The sequence below is a fragment of the Spirochaetota bacterium genome (assembly GCA_034190085.1).
GTDB lineage: Bacteria > Spirochaetota > UBA4802 > UBA4802 > JAFGDQ01 > JAXHTS01.
Genome location: JAXHTS010000049.1, coordinates 26,084 through 45,956, shown reverse-complemented (window position 1 = coordinate 45,956; position 19,873 = coordinate 26,084). Strand labels below are relative to the sequence as shown.

Below are 19,873 nucleotides of genomic sequence, written 5' to 3'. Positions count from 1 at the left end.
ATAAATTCCCTCATCATATGGAGTGCATGGGAGTGCGATCAGCCCTCCCCCCTGCCAATACGCTGACAAGGCCTATTACACATTATTGTATCCCTCGAATCTCTTATGTCAACTAATGTTTAGCGCCCCTTTGAAAATATTAAAACCTACTTAAACAATCAAGGTTATTGAATATAGTTACAACTCGAAATTTCTATCAGAATAAATATATGTCATAAGATTTATCTTGACTATATTGATTCTTAGGTATATTTTCAGCATTGGATAAAATGTAGAGAAGCATTGTGAGGATTAAGGATAAAATAATGATGAATCTATCCCTCTCAAAGACACAGGGAAGATATTCAACTTTGTATACGGGACGTTTAAATTATGAAATATATGAAACTTGGGAACAGCGACTTAAATATATCAAGGATTATCCTAGGCACCTGGGCAATAGGCGGCAGCAATTGGGGCAAGTATGATGAAAATGATGCTATTAATGCAATTGAGTCAGCTCTCGATAATGGGATAAATACCATAGACACTGCCCCAGCTTATGGCGACGGCCATGCTGAATCGTTGATAGGAAAAATTATAAAGAATAAGAGAGAGGAAGTAATAATTGCCACAAAATGTGGCCTAAATATAGACGATAAATATAAAAAAAACCTATCCCCTGATTTTATAGAATATGAGCTTGCGCAATCACTAAAAAGATTACAGACTGATTATATCGATCTTTATCAATGCCATTGGCCCGATCCAAATATCCCAATTGAGGATACCATGAAGGCTCTATTGAAGCATCAAGATGAGGGAAAAATTCGGTATATAGGAATATCTAATTTCAGTGATAAGGAGATAGAGGAATCCTTGAAGTACGCCACCATTACGACACTACAATCTCAATATTCCTTATTGGAGCGCAGCATTGAGGAGAATATTAAAGGAATCTGTATAGATAATAATATTGGCATTATAACCTACGGATCCATTGGCGGCGGCATGCTCACAGGGAAATACAAAGAATTGCCGAAATTCGGCATAACAGATGCGCGCTCATTCTTTTATAAATATTTCCAAAAAAAATACTGGGATGGGGTCAAGGCTCTAGTGGATAAAATGGATGAGATGGCTGAAGAAAAGGGTATTAAACCATCCAATCTTGCAATATCATGGCTTCTATCTCAAGAAGGTGTAGCATCCACAATCGTTGGCGCCAGAAACAGAAAACAGGTTCTGGAAAATATGAAGGGGACTGAGTTCACCCTATCAGAAAAGGATATGGATATACTCAACACCCTATCAAAAAGTGTTTATCAGTAACCCTTATTAAGGTCCTTAGCTGGGTATAACTTAATCCGCTCCTGTTGTAAAATTCAATACTCCCTAAGGCTTACTCACTGAACAATTACAGGATAAAACACTGTGCATTATTTGGCTAAAACTTAGTTTTCTTATCCATCATATAGTTACCAGATTTTTCAGTATCAATAGATCCATTCTTATTATAGAATGTCCATTTCCCATTCTTCTTATTTAGCATATAACTACCCTCTGACATCAGTTTGCCATTAGAATAATATTCCTTAAAAGTACCATTCTTTTTCCCAAGCTGGAAATTACCCACATATTTAACCTTACCATTTGGATAGAATTCCTTCCATTGTCCATTCTTCTTGGGCTTTTTTGCAAGCCCCGTCATCTCACCCTCCCCAGTAAGCTTATTATTTTCATAGATCCAGCACTTGCCTGTAATCATCCCGCCGTTTATAGTCAATTTTTTGGTTATTTGACGCTTTTTATTATAATAGGTCCAAACTCCAACCTGTTTGCCCCCTTCAAAGTTTCCGGTTGATTCCAATCCTCCTTCTGGTGAGTAGATTTTCCATATGCCTTCCATTTTCCCTTTAGCATATCTGCCAGTCATTTTTTTTCTGCCATTCTCAAAAAAGAATTTCCATTCTCCAGTTCTTTTATCATTAACATAAAAACCATTTTCGCTTGGATTGCCATTCCCCCACCACTTATTCACTTTGCCATTATATTTATCATTTTTGAACCATGCTATCTCCTTTGGCTTCCCATTTTCATAGTACTCCTGTGACCTTCCCCTCTTAACGGCTCTACGAAATTCCTCCTCTTTCCATACCTTACCAGATTTATAGTATGATATTTTCATACCTTCAATAGCACCGACTTTCATACCTTCAATAGTCCTTAATATATAATTTGCTTTCCATAACAGTTGTCCAGTATTATAATAAGCTTGCCATTCACCAATCTTCTGTCCATTTTTAAATTCACCCTCAATGCTCTTAGTGCCGTTTTTATGGAAGAAAATCCACTTCCCCTCTTGTTGATCATTTATATGTTTACCCTCAGCCTGTTTCTTCCCTATGCCTTTATAGTATAATATCCATTTGCCGTTCTTTTGATAATTGATAAAATTACCTTCACCCCTAATTGATCCGTCTTCCCAGAATATTTTACCAAGTCCATCTTTAACCTTCTCTGGCGCTTTTGGCTTTTCTTCTTTTTCTGTTGTTTTACATGAAAAGATACACATAAAAATGATTATTGATGTTATAGCCCTTTTTGTATTCATTTATATATTCTCCAACGCTGTAATTTCTTGTAACCTAATTAGAGTGAAAACTCGAAAGAAAAATACATTTTCTTCCATAAGGGAGGTAGGACTTAAGGAACAGAATGAAAGATAGTTATTATTCATCCTAATCTTCGCTTGAAAGGAGCAATGTTATCAAATTATTAATTATTTAGGATATGTAGAATAGAACCCTATTCAAATATCACACTATTTGAATATTGATAACCAAATTTATAGAATGTAAAGTATAAATCAAGAGTATTTTGTCAATGTAAAAAAAAGTAAATAGAAACAAAATTGATATCCCCTAAGGATGATCCTAACAGTGTCATTGCCCAGTATTCAAAGAGTATTCTAACAATTCCATGCATAAAATATATTTTCATTAAGGATATGATATTGAGCTAGTTTAATAAAATAAAAGGAGAGAAAACAGACATTCTAAACCAATAGATTAAGATTGAAGAATTAATGTTTAATAGGTTATGTAAATAAAAAGTAGGTAATACCTAATATGGATAGGACAAAACATACGATTAGGGTTTTATTGTATGTATCAGTTTTTCGCTTATGTCGAGTAGAATTGATTAACAAACCAATACCGCAGATTATCAACAGGGGAAACATAAGATAGAAGGCATATTCAAGCAGTGTCCTATCCCATGTGTTGTTTACCTGAATACCATATTGCCGATCGAAGAAGCCTTCTACCGGAGGTTTAGCAATAGATACTATTATAAATATAGTAAATATAAATATCCAACAGGATACAGCTATATAATTGATCCATTTAATAAGAATATCAGGACCGCGTCGTCTGTTTTTTATTTTCATCCCCTTCATGAGTAAACTTTCTTAAATGATTATATGTTTTTTTAAAGAATATTTTCATGAATTTCTGATCGTAAAACTATATAAAATGAAATGGTCTTGTCAAACAAAAAAAGATATTTATAGAGATATACATTTCAGGGCGCAAATTTATTTTTAGGACACTTTACTCAAGCAGGAAAGAAAAGAAAAATTTTGAATAGGATAACAATATTACAGGGATTTTTCTTTGATGTCCTGTAAATCGAAATTTTATCCTGTATTTATTAACTTTTATAACTATATTAGCATTAATCTTTAAAAATTAGATTAACTGGATTTATATCCCTTTAAATCCTATCACCCTGTCTGATTTATTTGCCCTAAAAATTAAAGTGCGCCCATACATTTCAATAGGCGCCAAAAGGTTTTTATTCAAGCCTCAGTTGATAATTCCCGATTATTAACTTGAAAGTGGATAATAAAGAAGCCATTATTTTTAATTAAATGAAAACGAATTTCTCTCAAAATTATCCTAATCATGAAAGTACTTAAACTGAATTAACATAAATTTACTATAAATGAATGCGTGGACTTATACTTTAGTCATTTAATTATCGATAATACAAAGCCCTGAACATCCATTCAGTAATATATTAGGGCTATCATTTTTATATTAGAGGGGTATGAGATATGATGAGATCATTGTGGACTGCAGCTTCTGGAATGGTGGGCCAACAATTCAACATAGATACAATATCAAACAATCTTTCCAATGTGAACACCACCGGATTTAAAAAAATGAGGGCAGAATTTGAGGATCTAATTTATCAGACGCTTCTAATGGCAGGCACTCCAGCGACAGAGGTCACAGAGGTTCCCACAGGCATACAGGTTGGACATGGTGTAAAGACAGCGGCAACCCAAAAGATGTTCTCTCAGGGCAGCCTTCAATCAACGGAGAACAAATTGGATATAGCGCTTGAGGGTGAGGGTTTTTTTAAGATACAGCTATATGATGGCAGCTTTGCATATACAAGGGATGGTTCTTTCAAGATTGATTCAAATCGTCAGATTGTCACATCCAATGGTTATCTATTAGAGCCGCCCATTGTATTGCCTGATAGCTTTATTATGAATAGCCTCTCCATCAGTCAGGATGGCAGAGTAACGGTCAAGGTGGTTGGTGAAGAGGACCCCATTGAGGTTGGGCTTTTGGACCTATGCAGGTTTGTGAATCCAGCGGGTTTGAGGAGCATTGGTGATAATCTATATAAAACCACTCCTGCCTCAGGAGAGGAAATACCAGGACAACCAGGGATGAATGGGATGGCAAAGACTCATCAGGGATTTCTCGAGATGTCAAATGTTAAGGTTGTTGAGGAGATGGTGAATATGATTGTTGCTCAAAGGGCTTATGAAGTAAATTCTAAGGCTATTCAGACATCCGATTCCATGCTTGCAACAGCAATAGGACTGAAGAGATAATTTTATTGTAGCAACAATGAAGAATATGGAAGGTCAATGCTTATAAAGACATTTTATAGAGTATTGCTTTTCCTTTTGTTAATTCAGGGAATAGTATTTGCTGAGATTAAAATATTTCTATTTCCAATAGTTGAGATCGATGGAATAGATATTACCCTCAAAGATGTGGGAATGATCGATTATAATTCAACGATCCATAAGAAAATAGAAGATATAGAGATATTTAGAGAACTATATATGGATGGCTATCTCGACAGGATGGAGTTGAGAAATTTGCTGAATAGAAATATAAAGGAAGATATTATTATCTTTGGAAATGCTGTAAGAATATTAACCAAAGATGACGATAGTGATAAGCAAAAAAAATATGAAAGGGAATGGAGAGATTATATTGTAACGAAGGGCGATAGAGTAAATCTTATTGTAAAAGGGAATGGGATCACTATTGGATCGTCAGGAATGGCAGTAAATGATGGCAAGATAGGTGATGAGATAAAAGTTAAACTCAAGGGCTCAAAGGTTGTTAGAGGAAGGTTAACAAAGGGAAGGCTGGTTGAGGTTACTCAATGAAATTATATAAGTTGATAGCTATTATTGGAGCATCCCTATTCTTATCCACATCGCTAATCTCGAAGAGCCTTTGGAGAGATAAAAATATATACTCCTCAGCTGATGATCTGAGGATAGGCGATATTATAGTAGTTGAAATAGATGATATATCAAAATTGACATTCACTGTTGCTTTAAACAATCAAAATTCCTTTAGCATCACCTCTCTTCCAGATGAAAATATTACTGGATTTCTTCCAAAGGTATCCTCTGATAAAAAAATTGAGAGAAATGATAATACAAAATTTTCAGGCATGAGCAACATGAGAATACCCATAGCCTCAAGAATTACAGGAAGACTTGAGGATGGGAAATATCAGATAGCAGGCATTAGGGAATATTCTTTTAGAGGAATAACCAATAGATTCGGAATATCGGGCGTAATTGATCCGGCCTTTGTGATTGGCAGAAGCGTAAAATCAAGGAGTATTGCAAATTTTCAACTTAATATTAGTAGCTATACTACAGGAGCGGGCATAAAAGTAGAAAGACCGGGGCCTGAGGAGGGAGAGAGCGCAGATATAGGCCTAACTGAGGGAGAGAAGCAGAAGATTATTGTGGATTACCTTGAAAGGATGTTAAACGAGTTAAGTAGGTAAAAATCATGAAGGTAAAAATCAATGCTATATCTCTATGTTTAATCACAACCGTCTTCTTATCCACCCTAGCGTATTCAGAAATAAGTGTGAAGATTAGGGATATAGCATTTATAGATGGATTGAGAGCTAATCAGGTTTTCGGATTTGGATTAGTAGTTGGCCTTCAGGGAACGGGCGACTCAAAATCAACTTTAATCAGATCGTCATTGAAAAATATACTTAACAACTTAGGGCTTGAGGAAGGAGAAAATTTTACATCCAAGAATGTTGCGGCAGTATTGATCACTGCCAAACTCCCCCCTTTTATAAGGGTCGGTGATAGAATAGATATTACTGTATCATCAATAGGTGACGCCAAATCTCTCGAAGGTGGCATACTTATTCAATCTCCATTAAAGGGCGCTGATGATATTATCTATGTTGTTGCGCAAGGTGCATTGTCTATTATTGACGCGAAAAAGAGGGGGAAGGGCATACGTACAGTAGCGCAAATCATAAATGGGGGTGTTGTTGAGAGAGAGATCGAGCCTGAGATAATAACTGATAACAGCATCTCTTTAGTCTTAAAGGAGTGGGACTTTACCGTAGCTGATAGAATTATAAAATCGGTGAGTAAAAAATACCCAGAATCTAAACCAGCAACAACCAAAGGAGGCAGGATAAGGATCAATCTGCCAAGGGATGTTAATATTGTTGAGTTGGTTTCTACTGTTGAGAATATTGAGATAACACCAATTGCACGAGCGAGGGTGGTGGTGAATGAAAAGGATGGAACAATCGTAATGGGGGAAGATGTGAAGATCTCAGAGGTTGTGGTCAGCAAGGATGGTCTTACAGTAAATGTAGAGGGAGAGAATTCCAAGGGAAATTCAGCTCTATTAAAGGAATCCTCAACAGTGAAGGATCTAATGGATTCATTGAATTATATTGGTGTCAACACCAGTGAGATCATTTCTATTCTAAAGGCCCTTAAGGATGCCGGAGCACTTCATGCAGATCTGATAATTCGATAGCCGGCCTTTTGCTCACCCTTGATGAGTCTTCTATGTTCCTGATTCATTAAGAGAATCATTTAGTAGAACTTGATCTGAAATTAGATTACAGGATGGTATGAATATGATGCAGATAAAATCAATTTATGATATCCAACGCTTGAAGCAGAGTAGAGCAGACGCGACTAAACTAAAAGGGTATTCCCAAGAGGACACCAGCTTCCAGAATATCCTACAAAATCATATTAGCAATAAGCCGGAATCGGGCAATATTGACAATAATAAAAAGAAAACTGAAGACAAGAGGCTCATGGACGTCTGTGTTCAGATGGAATCAATATTCGTCGCTAGAATGCTGAAAGAGATGAGAAACACAATCCATAAGAGCGAACTGATAAACGGCGGATTCGCTGAAGAGATATTTGAGGATATGCTATATGATGAGTATGCATTAGTACTTTCAAAAAACACCAATCTTGGCCTGGCAAAGATGCTCTATGAAGAATTGAGCAAGAAATAACAGACCGCCTTCTTCCCACTCAATAACCATATTATAAAAGCAAAAAATATCTTTATTTGTAACCTATTGATAAGCCTGCTATCGGAATCGAACCGATAACCTCTTCATTACGAGTGAAGTGCTCTTCCGATTGAGCTAAGCAGGCATATATTTTGTATTATATGTTGTATATTATTGATTATTTTTGCAATAATTTTCTGAACTTGCTTATTAAAATATTAAAAAATTTATTTACTTTGATTAAATATTTGCATAGGGTGCATTATGGTTGCGTTGATATAAACGGATGATCGATTTATGATAACAGCATACTTGATGAAAGCTGACAATAAACAGGATAATGTCTGTTTAGGGAAGGAGTGTCTCCTCGCCTTTCCTTTTAATATATGCCTTTCTCAAAATTTCTCTATAAGATAAGATAATATCATGAATTACTATTCAACTTTATAGTAGTTGCAGAATTGTTGTATGACGTGAAGCAATCCCTGTGAGACAGGTTCTTAATATCCAATATCAACATCATCCACTGCAAACTCTTCCACATCCTCATACTGTATTGCTCCACGGGGACATACATGCACACAGGTGTAACATCCAGTGCAGATGACTGAATCTACAGTGAATATCTCACCATTGCGTGAGAGGGCATCCTGAGGACAAACCTCAATGCATTTATCACAGAATATACATGTACCGCAGCTTAGGCATTTATCAATATTCTCTATCTCCTGTCCGAAATAGCCTTTATTAATCCTTCTCTTTGGAACGAGACTCATCTCCGGATATATAAAGCTCTCTCCATGTATAGCGGCATGAGCTTCCATCGCTGCAAGCCTTCCTGAACCAACTGCATCTGTTATTAAGCCAGGTTTGCGGATATCACCGCATACATATATCTTTGCATCGCTGCTTTTGAATGATTTCTTTGATGTTACAACATATCCTCTTTCATCCAACATAACAGAATCCGGCAGAAAAAATGTGTCAGGCACCTCGCCTATGCTGAAAAAAAGAACATCAGCCTTCAATTCAGTTTTATCGGTAAAATATACCCTACCCTCATCGAGCTTTTCAATCATTTTTGGCCAGAGAATTTCAGTTCCCAGAGACTCAGCCATCTCCAGTTCTTTACCAAAGGCAAGTGGCTCTTGAATATCGATTGCTATTACCCTTCTAGCGCCTAACCTCCATGATTCACAGGCAATATCCATCCCTACATTGCCAGCCCCAACAATCACGACATCTTTCCCATCTAGGTCCATGGGCCTTCCGTTGTTGATATCCTCAAGAAAGGTTAAACCTGAGATTATCCTCTCACTTCCTGGATATTTGATCCTTTTCGGGATATGGGCTCCTGTCGCAACAATCATCATAGCGCTCTTACTGTAAATCACCTCAAACTCATCTCTATCAATGCGACTATTCAGATAAAACTGTATCGGCAGTGTTCTTATCCTGTTTATATCCTTATCTAGAGTGTCATCTGATAGTCTTTCCCTTGGAATAGCCTTTCTCACCTTCCCGCCAAGATCATCCGCAGCATCATATACCTTAACATTATAACCGCGTCGTGAGAGTTGCCACGCCGCTGATAAGCCCGCCGGGCCTGCGCCAATTATTGAGATAATCTCCTTCCGCTTTTCCTTAGGAAGTTCAGGATTAAAGTTAGGATAGTACTCCTGTGCTAATGTCTGTATCTCCACAGAATTATCGATATCTCCCCTGCTGCAGAAATCCATGCATAGGGCTGGGCAAACCGCTCCGCATACAGACATTCTAAAGGGAGTGAATTCATCCATCAAGAGCTGCGCTTCCTTGATATTGCCATCTTTTATCAAATTAAAAAACACTGGTGTAGGAATGTTCGAGGGACAGTTATAGGTGCAGGGTGGTGTAAGATTTAAATGTTTTGGATTCTGAGATTTGATATTCATTGCTGGTGTATACAGACTTCCGAATGGACGATGTCCCTTCCTCGTAATCTTGATAAAATCATTAAAGGAGATACTATTAACTTCCATCTCAATATCCATTGAAAATTCCTCGGTTACTGCTTTTAAAAATTCAATATCAGATTTTTCTACATCAGCAAAGATCGCTCCAACACCGAGTTGATATTTTTCAACATTTCCCCGAACATAGATTGCTCCACCATGCATACCTGTTCCAACGCTATAACCAACAGGCGATCCTGGATTATTATTCAGATTTAAGACGACTATCCTGCCTCCAGCCATATACTCGCCGCAATAATCCTTTGCCGTTCCTCCGACTACAAGCCATGGTATCTGATTCATATATTCCTTCATATGAATTCCAGCCCTATACTCTACGTCTCCCTTAATGAAAACCTTCCCCCCCCTCATGGAATGTCCGGGTATCTCCCCAGCCTTCCCATGCACTATGATCTTGCCGGAATTCATGGTGTTTGCAATACCGTCTTGGGCATTTCCATCTACTACTATTTTAGGGCCATTCATAAAAGCCGCCATATCCTGTCCAGGAGTGCCATATACAAAAAGCCTTGCATCTGCATTTAGGCCACCGCCAATGTATCTCTGGCCAAGCACATTCTTTAGGATTATCTCTGTCTCTCCTCGTGACAGTGATTCCCTAATCTGTCTGTTCAGCATCCTATAATATATTCCCTTTGCATCTATTTCCTTCATCAGGTATAACTCCTTAAGCTCCTGCATGTTTTACACCAAGGATTCTCAACTCTTCATCATTCAAAGCTACTCCCCTCAGCCGATCCCTGTTCCCACGCAACGCCTCAATTGCGCTTATTCCCATAGATCCCATCAGTTCCTTAATCTCCTCCTCCCAGGCATGCAGCAAATTTTCAAGAGCTTCAGTGGCTTCACATACATTTATCCTCTCCGCAAGGCCTGGCTTGTTCGTTGTAATCCCATAAGCGCATTTACCGCTAAAGCATCTCTGACAGACACCGCATCCCAAAGCTAAGAGCATAGCAGTTCCGATGTAAACCGCATCAGCACCCAAGCAGATTAACTTTAAAACATCCGATGAGCATTGGATTCCACCGGCCGCAACAATACTTACACCCTGCCGTATCCCCTCCTTTCTAAGTCTCTCGTCTGCGGCTGACACAGCAAGCTCAATGGGAATGCCTGTGCTCTGCCTGATCTGCAAAGGGGTGGCGCCAGTTCCACCCCTGAATCCATCAATTGTAATAATGTCAGCCCCAGCCCTTGCAATGCCGCTGGCAATAGGCGCAACATTATGCACTGCTGATATTTTAACAGAAACCGGAACCCTATATTCTGTCGCCTCTTTAATTGCATAGATTAGCTGTCTTAAATCCTCAATTGAATATATATCGTGATGCGGGGCAGGAGAGAGGGCGTCGCTACCTACTGGGATCATTCTGGTTTCGGATATTGGTTCTGACACCTTCTCACCCGGAAGATGTCCCCCAATACCAGGCTTTGCACCCTGCCCAATCTTAATCTCCACAGCCGCAGCGGATTTCAGATAATCCTCACTTACTCCAAATCTGCCGGATGCCACCTGAACGATTGTGTTTCTACCATATATCCTCAATTCCTTGTGAAAACCACCCTCACCAGTATTCCAATATGTGCCGACTGATTTAGACGCCCTTGCCTCTGCTTCATGAACCCTTAAATTAAGCGCTCCAAAGCTCATAGCACCAAACATTATTGGCACCTCAAGCTTTAGCAAGGGCCCCACCTCATCGCCATAAAACTCCGGCTTTTTTCCAAGGTAAGTCCTAATCTCCATCGGTTCTCTTAAGGGATCTATTGATGGATTTGTAACCTGACAGGCATCAAACATTAGGTGATCGAAATATCTGCGTTGAGGTCCTGTAGCGCCGTTCCCCACGAGTAGAACCCCACCCTTTGAACCGGACTGCTTCCAGAGATTATTCACATACTCGATTGTCCAATAGCCGTGACTTGTGTGCATAGGGTGATTCCTAATAAAAATTGCATTATGAGGGCACATCTTAACACATCTCTGACATGCTCCACAGGAGCTTAAATTCGCCCAAGGCCTCAATCTAACCACTCCATCATCCCCTTTAACAGGTTTTAGTGATATCTCACCAAAGGAACACTCATGAGCGCATATTCTACATCCATTTTCATAGTCACATCTCTCAAGATCAAACTCCGGATGGAAAGGAGGAATTATCTTCCAATTATTATTCATATTCCCCATTATGCCGCCCCCATCTCTTGATCATCAGTGGAAATATCTATAATCACTGGTTCCCCTCCCTTTGGCGACCAAATCTCATCAACTTCAGATGATAATAATCTTATACTGCATTCCTCTGATGAGGCATACCATGTATCTTCAGTCCTGGCGCAAACAACAGGTCTGAGCTTATTCCTATCATTAAGCACAATTGCTCCTCCTTCATGCGTTAAAACAATTCCAAAGGGGCCGTTAACAATGGCAGGGCCGTATGCCTGCCTCAGTGTCCTCTTCTTCTCATCATTATTCCTGTCAATCTCTTCCCAAAGCGACGGCGCCATTGCAAAACATGCATCCTCTTTTGAAAGGCCATCCCGCCTTGTAAGCTTATCATAGATATAGCTTATTACTTCTGTGTCAGTCTGTAGTAAACAATAGTACCCATACATCTCAAGGTAGCGAACATTAGTACCATAGCTTGTAATCTCTCCATTATGAACCACAGCCTTATCCAATATGGTAAAGGGATGAGAACCTCCCCACCATCCTGGTGTATTGGTAGGGAACCTGTTATGAGCAACCCACATATATCCAGTATAGTCTTCAATTCTGAAATAATCTGCAATATCCTCAGGGAATCCCACACCCTTAAAAACGCCCATGTTTTTACCTGAAGAAACGACAAAGGCTCCTTCCTTCTTGTTTATGCTCATAACTGTTTCTATGATAAAATCCTCGTCAGACTGATCAGGAACAATCTGTCCTTCAAGTGAGCTTAAAAAATATCTTTTAAAATATGGCCCCTTCGAGATTCTTTCATTAGGATATACTGGAATCTCTTCAGATTGATATACTGTTCTCATCTGCAAATAATCTTCAACCTCTGAAATAATCGGGCTATTCCTTCCACCCTCGTACATTATATGAAATGCATAGTCATCGCTGTTTCTTGGATATATTCCATAGGCAGCAAACCCACCTCCAAGACCATTACCCCTATCCCTTTGGATTCTGATAGCCTCCCTAATATAAGATCCATCAATCAATTTCCTGTCAGTATTTACTATGCCCACGATTCCACACATATTAAACTCCTTGAACTTGCACACTTAGCGATGCTTTTTAAAGATAGAAGTCCAAAATCTCTTAAATTATATTTTAGTTCAATTCTAAATATCATTATTATGTTACATATAAGTAAAATTTCTTTAAAATCATACTGTAGTATAGCTATGACTTACTCCTTCTGATCAATATATTAGAGAATAGAACTGTGATATCTAATATCGAAACTAATCCAGAGAAAATCAATATTCAATCATATAAAAAATGATTGCAAAGGTTGAATCTTTTTTTAGCCTTTATTTAGTGAGAATAGTAAAAGCCAAATCCATCTTTTCACTTGCTTTAAGTATATCATATTGTGTTAAAGATATGCAAGCAGATGTTGGAAGACAACATGTAAAGCAACTATATTGTATTAGATGAGGTATTCGATGGGTGAATGTAAGAGAAGAGGATACTGTTGCCAGGATGTCAGATTAGCAGAGCCTCCTGAATTGTTACAGAGGGCCTATAAAAACTGGAGAAACATGTCCTCAATTGATCCTAAGTTCTCAGAAATATACCTAATATATCCCATGCTGACATTCAAGCATGAAAATCCTTCAGAGGATTTGCCCTATCACTATTATTGCAAGCATTTTACCCATACTGAAAATGGAATTCCTGCCTGTTCAATATATGAGATAAGGCCAAAAATGTGTCGTGATTTTCCTTATTATGATGATGAAGAATATCTTGTTAGAGACGAACCATTAAGTCCCTATGAGAAATGCGGATATAATGATCCTGATTAGGCTTCACAATTTCAAGTTGCCTCCATAACTCTAATAACAAGGAAATTATTTATTAAAACTCATAATTATATTTTCCTAATACAATTATAATAATACATATCCTCGCTACATTAGAAAATTGTGTCATCCCTTTACTCTCACTTACCTATACTACTATAGTGAATATGCAATTTTCATTGACCTATTACATATTTAGTCTTATAATACTTAATACAATAGATAATTTTTTAATAAATAATAATATTTGTGAGCCTAAACCAAATAGACCTCAGGACAGAGATATTAAAACTAACAGGGTATGATTTATGAATAACAGGACTTTTATTATTATTTTAATATACTTTTTTATTGCTTTGTTTTCACACTCCCCCTTGTTTTCAGTGGATGATAACATTATCCTACCAAAAACAGGGCATAGAAAACCTCAAATATTATTTAATCATAAGGCCCATTCAGAGGATTATGAAGCGAAATGTATTGATTGTCATCATAAGGCGAAGAATCAAAAATGCTCCAAATGTCATTTGCATAGAGACAAGGGTAATATTATAAATATTAAAGGAGCTTTTCATCAGCAGTGTCATGATTGCCACAGAAGGACATCTGGGCCAAAGGCCTGTGGCAGGTGCCACAAGATGGGAGTCAAATTTAATAATATAAATAATTAGATATAATATGAATTATTGTTTTCATCACAACACAGAAAATTGGAATTCTATACAACGAACAAAGAATCGCAGCACTAAAGGAGTTATTAATACTATATTTAGAATATACAGGGTAATATCAATAGAATATTAAGATTATAGGTTTTCTCCAAAAAGGTATTAACAGATATATAATATAAGATTGGTCTACTGGTTGGAGATTGTTATGAAAGAAATGATAAAAAAAATATTTATTCTAAAAAATTTAAAGATGTCTAGTAAAATAAGAATTACTTTAATTGGAGGATGTCTAACTCTTGTAATTGTATTTTTATCAACAACCTATTTTTCAACAAGGAAAACCATTCTTAATTCTATAATACATAATTATGAGGAACTTGCAATAAAGCAGTTTGAATTCATTGAACATTGGATGGAGAGGAGAGTAGAAAACATTGAAAAGATTGCTCAATCATTCATTGTAATCGATTCAGTTAAGCAAATGCATAGGGATGAAGAATTAAGCCTTGATGAGTTAAGAGATCTTAAAAAATATATTGATAGAGTACAGTATGAACAGGAAGTATATATTAAAATCGGAATCATAGATAAGAATGGAAACATCTGTTATTATACAGATGGTCAAAGAGGTAGCATATCTAAGGAAAAGATATTTAAGGAAGTAATAGATACCGATGATGTGCATATTGGGAATGCATATATTGAATATTCTGATGGTAGAAAAAAGATAAGTCAACCGATAAGTTTTCCTGTATATGAGCTCCCTTATGAAAGGGGAAGTATTACGGGGTATGTGATCACTTATACAAATCTAGACATATTAGATGATTCCATCAGCATGATTGATTTAGGCGAGAAGGGTTCTGCTTATCTTGTTAATAAGAGAGGGAATGTTATATGCTCATCAAGGGATTATGAACACAAAATGATTGAGGATAATGGAACTATAAATTATCGACTTGTTGATCCGGCAACAGGCAAATTAGTATATAGTGTTGAGAAATGCTTGGACACAAGTCACTCGGGATATGGGATGTATTTCAATCAACACGGTGTTGAAGTGATTGGTTTATGGAAGTGGTACAGCTATTTCGAGTGGATATTTCTGATTGAAGCGGATAAGAATGCCGCATTTGCACAAGTTCACAGGATGTTGGGATTATTGCTTCTTATTTCGATTGTGTTTTCTATTGTTGCAATTTTATTGTCATTGTATTTGTCCACTATAATTGTAAAGCCGGTAAAGTTGTTGAATAACCGAATAAAAGATATTTCTGATGGTGAGGGCGATCTAACACAACAGGTTGAGGTCATGTCAAGGGATGAATTGGGCAATGTAGCCTTTAACTTTAACAAATTCATTTCAAAGATAAAAGAGGTGATAACGAATGTGAAGGATGTATCGGACCAATTAGCTGTCTCAACAGAGCAGATATCTCAAACAACCTCGGTGTTTTCCGATAATGCTCAATACCATGCCGCCTTTGCAGAGGATATAACAGCCACAGTGGAAGAGGTTTCAGCAGTAGTCAGCAATGTGGCTGATGCTGCTGAAGAGCAGTATACTAGCCTAACCTCTTTGATTTCAAGGATGAATGAGTTTTCTAGGGTGATAAAAGAAATGGGAGATACAGTAAAAGAGGCATCAGGGATGTCAGAGGATATATTAAAACAGGTAAACTCAGGGTCGGAATCTCTAAATCAAATGAATAATAGCATGATAAAAATTAATGATAGTTCGGTAGAGATCACCAACATTGTAAATATAATAAGCAACATTTCAGAGCAGATAAATCTATTATCGCTCAATGCAGCTATTGAAGCTGCTAGGGCAGGCGAGGCTGGACGAGGTTTTGCTGTGGTAGCTGATGAGATATCTAAATTGGCTGATCAGACTGATGGGAGTATTAAGGATATCGAGTCCTTGATTAAGGTAAATGAGAGAGAAATAAGTATGGGAATGTCAAATGTGAACGATACGGTCAAGGGGATAAGGTCGATAATTGAGGGGGTTAATTTTATAGGCGAGATGATGATTAAGATATTTGATTCAATGCAGAAACAGCTTAAGACCAATGAGATAGTAAACAAGGAAATGGATGATGTAAAAATCAGATCAGATGAGATAAAAAATTCGACCAGTGAGCAGAAGGTCGCAGTCAATGAGATAGTTAAATCTATTTTAAACATGAGTGAACTCACTCAGTCCAACGCTTCAGGAAGTGAAGAGATGGCTAGCAGTTCTGAAGAGATGTCCAAAATGGCCGAAACCCTAAAGATTAAGGTTAATTTTTTTAAGACCTAATAGCCCTGCTATTATGATCATGGCATAGCATCGCTCTCTTAAATCCAATAATTGAGTTGGAGATATAGACAGCATCCGCGCTTATTAATTCCTTAAGAGTGATTATCTTTTCTTTTATACGATCCTTTTTAAGAATATGCTGACGTATTGTTCCATTTAATAATCCACAATCTATTGGTGGAGTGAACACAATTCCATCTCTTTTAATATATATGTTTGTAATAGATCCTTCGGTTATTTCATCTTTTTCATTTAGAAAAATCACATCAAAGCAACCCCTTTCTCTTGCTTTTATTAGCTCCCTTTCATAGATGTGTCTGTTAGTGGTTTTATGAAAGAAAAATATATTATTACTCTCAGTGTGATATTCTGAGATAGAAATTTTATAATTCCTTTCAATATTATCTACCCTTGATGTATTGATCTGCATCCCTCCGGATTTTTCGAGAAGAATCCTCACTTTATATCTGCCATCTGTTAGAGTTTCAGATATATCATTCAAACCTAGTAGAAATTCTTTTTCATTAAACTTGTAATCAAAATATTCTGCAGAATCCTTCATCCTATTCAGGTGCAGATCAAGATGCCTGAATCTCTTGTCGAATAGGATTGACTCAATTATGGAAAAATCCTTTTCAGGATCTTTTAACAAAAATTGAGACTTTAATTTACACTCCATAAATTCATCTTCAGGCGTTGAATCGTAGACAATCCCACCGCCAATTCCCATCTCTCCCCTGTCTTCATGAATCAGAATTGTTCTTATTGCCACATTAAACATTGCATTACCCGATGGTTCAAAAAAACCAATAGAACCAGTATAGATTTTCCTATCTCGCTCCTCTAACTCATCAATTATTTCCATGCTCCTGATCTTCGGGGCTCCTGTAACTGAGCCGGAAGGGAAAATACTCTTTATTAATTCATATATTGAAATATTCTTTTCAAGGATGCTTTCTATAGTTGAGGTCATCTGAAATAGTGTGTTATATTTTTCAATCTCATATAATCTATTAACCTTGACAGAGCCATGTTCGGATATCTTCCCAATATCATTTCTAAGCAAATCAACAATCATAATATTTTCGCTCATATTTTTTTTATCATTGCGCAAAAATTGACTGTTTACCCTATCCTCATAAAGATTACGCCCCCTAGTATAGGTTCCCTTCATTGGTTTGACTATGATCTTGTTCCCTAGCTTGTGAAAAAATAATTCGGGAGTGATTGAGAGAAGATAATAATCATCAAATCTGCTAAACACATTGTACGCAGCCCTCTGCTTCTTTTTAAGGTCTAGGTACAAGCTGTATGGGGAACCAGTAAAATCAAAATTATACCTGATTGTATAATTCGCTTGGTATATGTCTCCATTACGAATATAATTTTTAATTGTTCTAATATTCTCAATATACTCTTTTTCAGAGATGCTTAATTGAAGATTTGCGATCTCGTATTCAGGATTGATATGTGGTTCTTCAAAATTGCCAGAGATAAATCTTTCTTCTTTATGATCATAGATTGCAGGCTCTTCATATGCGCAAAAGAGCGCATAAGGGAAGGAGGACTGAACCCTATCGCTAAACGCTTCTTCTAATAGATATCCCAGTTCATAACTAAAAAACCCCACCACATAGTATTTCTTGGTCAAAGTCTCAAGTTCAGAAAAAAATTCTTCCAGCCTTTCAGCATTAACGAGTTTAATAATTTTTACCGGATTATTAAAATAGAAGGAACGGTAGTTTTCATCATCAATCTTGTCTGTTTCTAGCCAGAAAAAGTAATTATTTCTAACATCCATATAATAACCTAAGGTAGAATCATATCTAATAAATATATAATAATATTATCACAATATTTCTGTCACATCAATTCTGTGGATAAGCCATCATCTATAACCTTCAACCTGAATTGAGCGATCTTCTCATCAGCATTGGTGTGAATATTGCCTTGCTCTTGAGATAAATAATTTGAAAATTAATATACTTATCATGATAAACGAAGGAAATCAGGGACAAGGTCAAGCTAAAAAAAAATTGCGGGATCAATTTCCTTAACTTCCAAACAAATGCCATAGTCTTCTCCCGATAAGTGAGCGGCGCAATATTTATCCGAGACTTACAAACATTTTTTATCCATCTTCAAATAGACCTACTCAGCGTTTATTATACTATCTACGATTGCTCTTAGTTTCTCATAATGACTGCCCTTCCAATATATCCTATCACAGGATGCGCATTGACTAAATTCTATACACCAGAGAAGGACACCCTCAGGAATCCTATGCATCCTCTCCTTGAAATCATCTCCATCAAGCAATAAATCCCTTATCTCTCCATTACACTCAATACACCTCGTAAAAGGTTTGCACAGACTCCTAAGATGAAGACGATTTACGATCTCAAGCATCTGTCTATTAGGATCTGTATTTCGGATATAAAGCCCCCTTGAAACACTCCTTCGCATCAATAGCTGTCTGTCCCTTGTAAGCAGAATTCTTTTTTCCTGGTATGATATTCGCACAAGCTCAGAGTCTTCTATGCCATCCTCATAGTAGACATCAAACCCTAAAAGCCTCATCCTTCTTGCCAGCTTTCTCAAGTGTACGTCAAAAACAAATCTCAAATTCCTCAAGGGCGATGCACGAAGGCGAGTAACACCATCAATTGGGAATGTCTCGAATACAGGATACACGCTTATTCTATCCCCATCCCTCACGATGTATGAGAAATCGACTGATGCCTGATTCACGAGTATAAGATCAACCTCAACATGAGGAACCCCAAATGATTCTATTAAGTCCTTGATCGACCGTCTTCCAGAAAAAGAAAACTCAATATCAGATTTTCTCTTCTCCTTCGAGATGAGATCGTTTAACTCTTCGTAAAATCTAATAACAACCCTATACATGTAATACACACTCCTAAGCATAAATCTATGCTATAATTTCAGAAAGTGAGATTATGACAACAATGTTCCTAACAATATTGCTACACTTTCTTACTTTTAACTAACATGATAGGGCTAATAGTCCCACAGATAGTGAATATTGAAAGTAATCTTTTAATTGACAATTTTTTAATCATCTGTAATTATATTAAAAACTCAACAGAGTTGAGTATTTATGCACAAATGCAAATCATTTTAATAAGCTAATCCTTCCATGGTTATCTTACAGCTTGAATTAATGTATTTTCAAAAAATGAAGAGTCTTATTTATTGATAATCTAAATTCGATAGTT

15 protein-coding genes, 1 tRNA gene and 1 pseudogene are annotated in these 19,873 nt (G+C 37.0%); 9 read left to right on the top strand and 8 right to left on the bottom strand.

Translation table 11 applies throughout. The annotated features are described in order from the left end of the window. Window positions 1-372: 372 nt before the first annotated feature. Window positions 373-1,311: an aldo/keto reductase gene (locus SVZ03_08870; GenBank protein MDY6934316.1), complete on the top strand. Its 939-nt coding sequence runs from the start codon at window positions 373-375 to the stop codon at window positions 1,309-1,311. Between the two features lie 115 nt (window positions 1,312-1,426). On the opposite strand, the gene SVZ03_08865 is transcribed toward SVZ03_08870, so the two are convergent. Together SVZ03_08865 and SVZ03_08860 are read right to left on the bottom strand one after the other, a co-directional pair. Beyond that, on the bottom strand, window positions 1,427-2,593 hold the full coding sequence (locus SVZ03_08865; GenBank protein ID MDY6934315.1) for a hypothetical protein: 1,167 nt from the start codon (window positions 2,591-2,593) through the stop codon (window positions 1,427-1,429). A gap of 486 nt (window positions 2,594-3,079) precedes the next feature. Next, window positions 3,080-3,430, bottom strand: a complete 351-nt coding sequence (locus tag SVZ03_08860; protein ID MDY6934314.1) for a hypothetical protein — start codon at window positions 3,428-3,430, stop codon at window positions 3,080-3,082. 669 nt (window positions 3,431-4,099) lie between these two features. Between SVZ03_08860 and flgG the strand changes: the two genes are divergently transcribed. The 5 genes and pseudogenes from flgG to SVZ03_08835 all read left to right on the top strand — a co-directional run bounded on the left by flgG (window position 4,100) and on the right by SVZ03_08835 (window position 7,614). Further along, the gene (gene flgG, locus SVZ03_08855; GenBank protein ID MDY6934313.1) at window positions 4,100-4,894 is read left to right on the top strand and encodes a flagellar basal-body rod protein FlgG; all 795 of its coding nucleotides are present in this window, start codon (window positions 4,100-4,102) and stop codon (window positions 4,892-4,894) included. 36 nt (window positions 4,895-4,930) lie between these two features. Continuing rightward, the gene (locus SVZ03_08850; GenBank protein ID MDY6934312.1) at window positions 4,931-5,464 is read left to right on the top strand and encodes a flagella basal body P-ring formation protein FlgA; all 534 of its coding nucleotides are present in this window, start codon (window positions 4,931-4,933) and stop codon (window positions 5,462-5,464) included. Beyond that, window positions 5,461-6,102, top strand: a complete 642-nt coding sequence (locus SVZ03_08845) for a flagellar basal body L-ring protein FlgH (GenBank protein ID MDY6934311.1) — start codon at window positions 5,461-5,463, stop codon at window positions 6,100-6,102. The genes SVZ03_08850 and SVZ03_08845 overlap by 4 nt, the downstream gene beginning before the upstream one ends. Before the next feature lie 5 nt (window positions 6,103-6,107). Further along, window positions 6,108-7,115 (top strand): flagellar basal body P-ring protein FlgI, encoded by a 1,008-nt coding sequence (locus tag SVZ03_08840; GenBank protein MDY6934310.1) that lies wholly within the window; start codon window positions 6,108-6,110, stop codon window positions 7,113-7,115. 280 nt (window positions 7,116-7,395) lie between these two features. Then, window positions 7,396-7,614 (top strand): annotated as a pseudogene (locus SVZ03_08835) (rod-binding protein). Window positions 7,615-7,686: 72 nt separating this feature from the next. On the opposite strand, the gene SVZ03_08830 reads toward SVZ03_08835, so the two are convergent. From SVZ03_08830 to SVZ03_08815, 4 genes are all read right to left on the bottom strand, one after another. After that, window positions 7,687-7,759 (bottom strand) — tRNA-Thr (locus SVZ03_08830). 355 nt (window positions 7,760-8,114) lie between these two features. Then, window positions 8,115-10,283, bottom strand: a complete 2,169-nt coding sequence (locus tag SVZ03_08825) for an FAD-dependent oxidoreductase (protein ID MDY6934309.1) — start codon at window positions 10,281-10,283, stop codon at window positions 8,115-8,117. 13 nt (window positions 10,284-10,296) lie between these two features. Then, window positions 10,297-11,811 (bottom strand): glutamate synthase-related protein, encoded by a 1,515-nt coding sequence (locus SVZ03_08820; GenBank protein ID MDY6934308.1) that lies wholly within the window; start codon window positions 11,809-11,811, stop codon window positions 10,297-10,299. 8 nt (window positions 11,812-11,819) lie between these two features. Beyond that, a complete protein-coding gene (locus SVZ03_08815; protein MDY6934307.1) occupies window positions 11,820-12,884 on the bottom strand; it encodes a glutamine amidotransferase family protein in 1,065 nt (354 codons plus the stop codon). A gap of 411 nt (window positions 12,885-13,295) precedes the next feature. Between SVZ03_08815 and SVZ03_08810 the strand changes: the two genes are divergently transcribed. The 3 genes from SVZ03_08810 to SVZ03_08800 all read left to right on the top strand — a co-directional run bounded on the left by SVZ03_08810 (window position 13,296) and on the right by SVZ03_08800 (window position 16,631). Next, window positions 13,296-13,658 carry a YkgJ family cysteine cluster protein gene (locus tag SVZ03_08810; protein MDY6934306.1) on the top strand — a complete coding sequence of 121 codons (363 nt, stop codon included), beginning with the start codon at window positions 13,296-13,298 and terminating at the stop codon, window positions 13,656-13,658. 305 nt (window positions 13,659-13,963) lie between these two features. Next, window positions 13,964-14,326: a cytochrome c3 family protein gene (locus tag SVZ03_08805; GenBank protein MDY6934305.1), complete on the top strand. Its 363-nt coding sequence runs from the start codon at window positions 13,964-13,966 to the stop codon at window positions 14,324-14,326. A gap of 205 nt (window positions 14,327-14,531) precedes the next feature. After that, entirely contained in the window at window positions 14,532-16,631 is a 2,100-nt protein-coding gene (locus tag SVZ03_08800; protein ID MDY6934304.1) for a methyl-accepting chemotaxis protein, read from the top strand. Here the strand turns inward: SVZ03_08800 and pabB are convergent. Together pabB and SVZ03_08790 are read right to left on the bottom strand one after the other, a co-directional pair. Beyond that, on the bottom strand, window positions 16,621-18,432 hold the full coding sequence (gene pabB / locus SVZ03_08795; protein ID MDY6934303.1) for an aminodeoxychorismate synthase component I: 1,812 nt from the start codon (window positions 18,430-18,432) through the stop codon (window positions 16,621-16,623). The genes SVZ03_08800 and pabB overlap by 11 nt on opposite strands. Window positions 18,433-18,782: 350 nt before the next feature. Beyond that, a complete protein-coding gene (locus SVZ03_08790; GenBank protein ID MDY6934302.1) occupies window positions 18,783-19,541 on the bottom strand; it encodes a Mut7-C RNAse domain-containing protein in 759 nt (252 codons plus the stop codon). Window positions 19,542-19,873 lie beyond the last annotated feature (332 nt).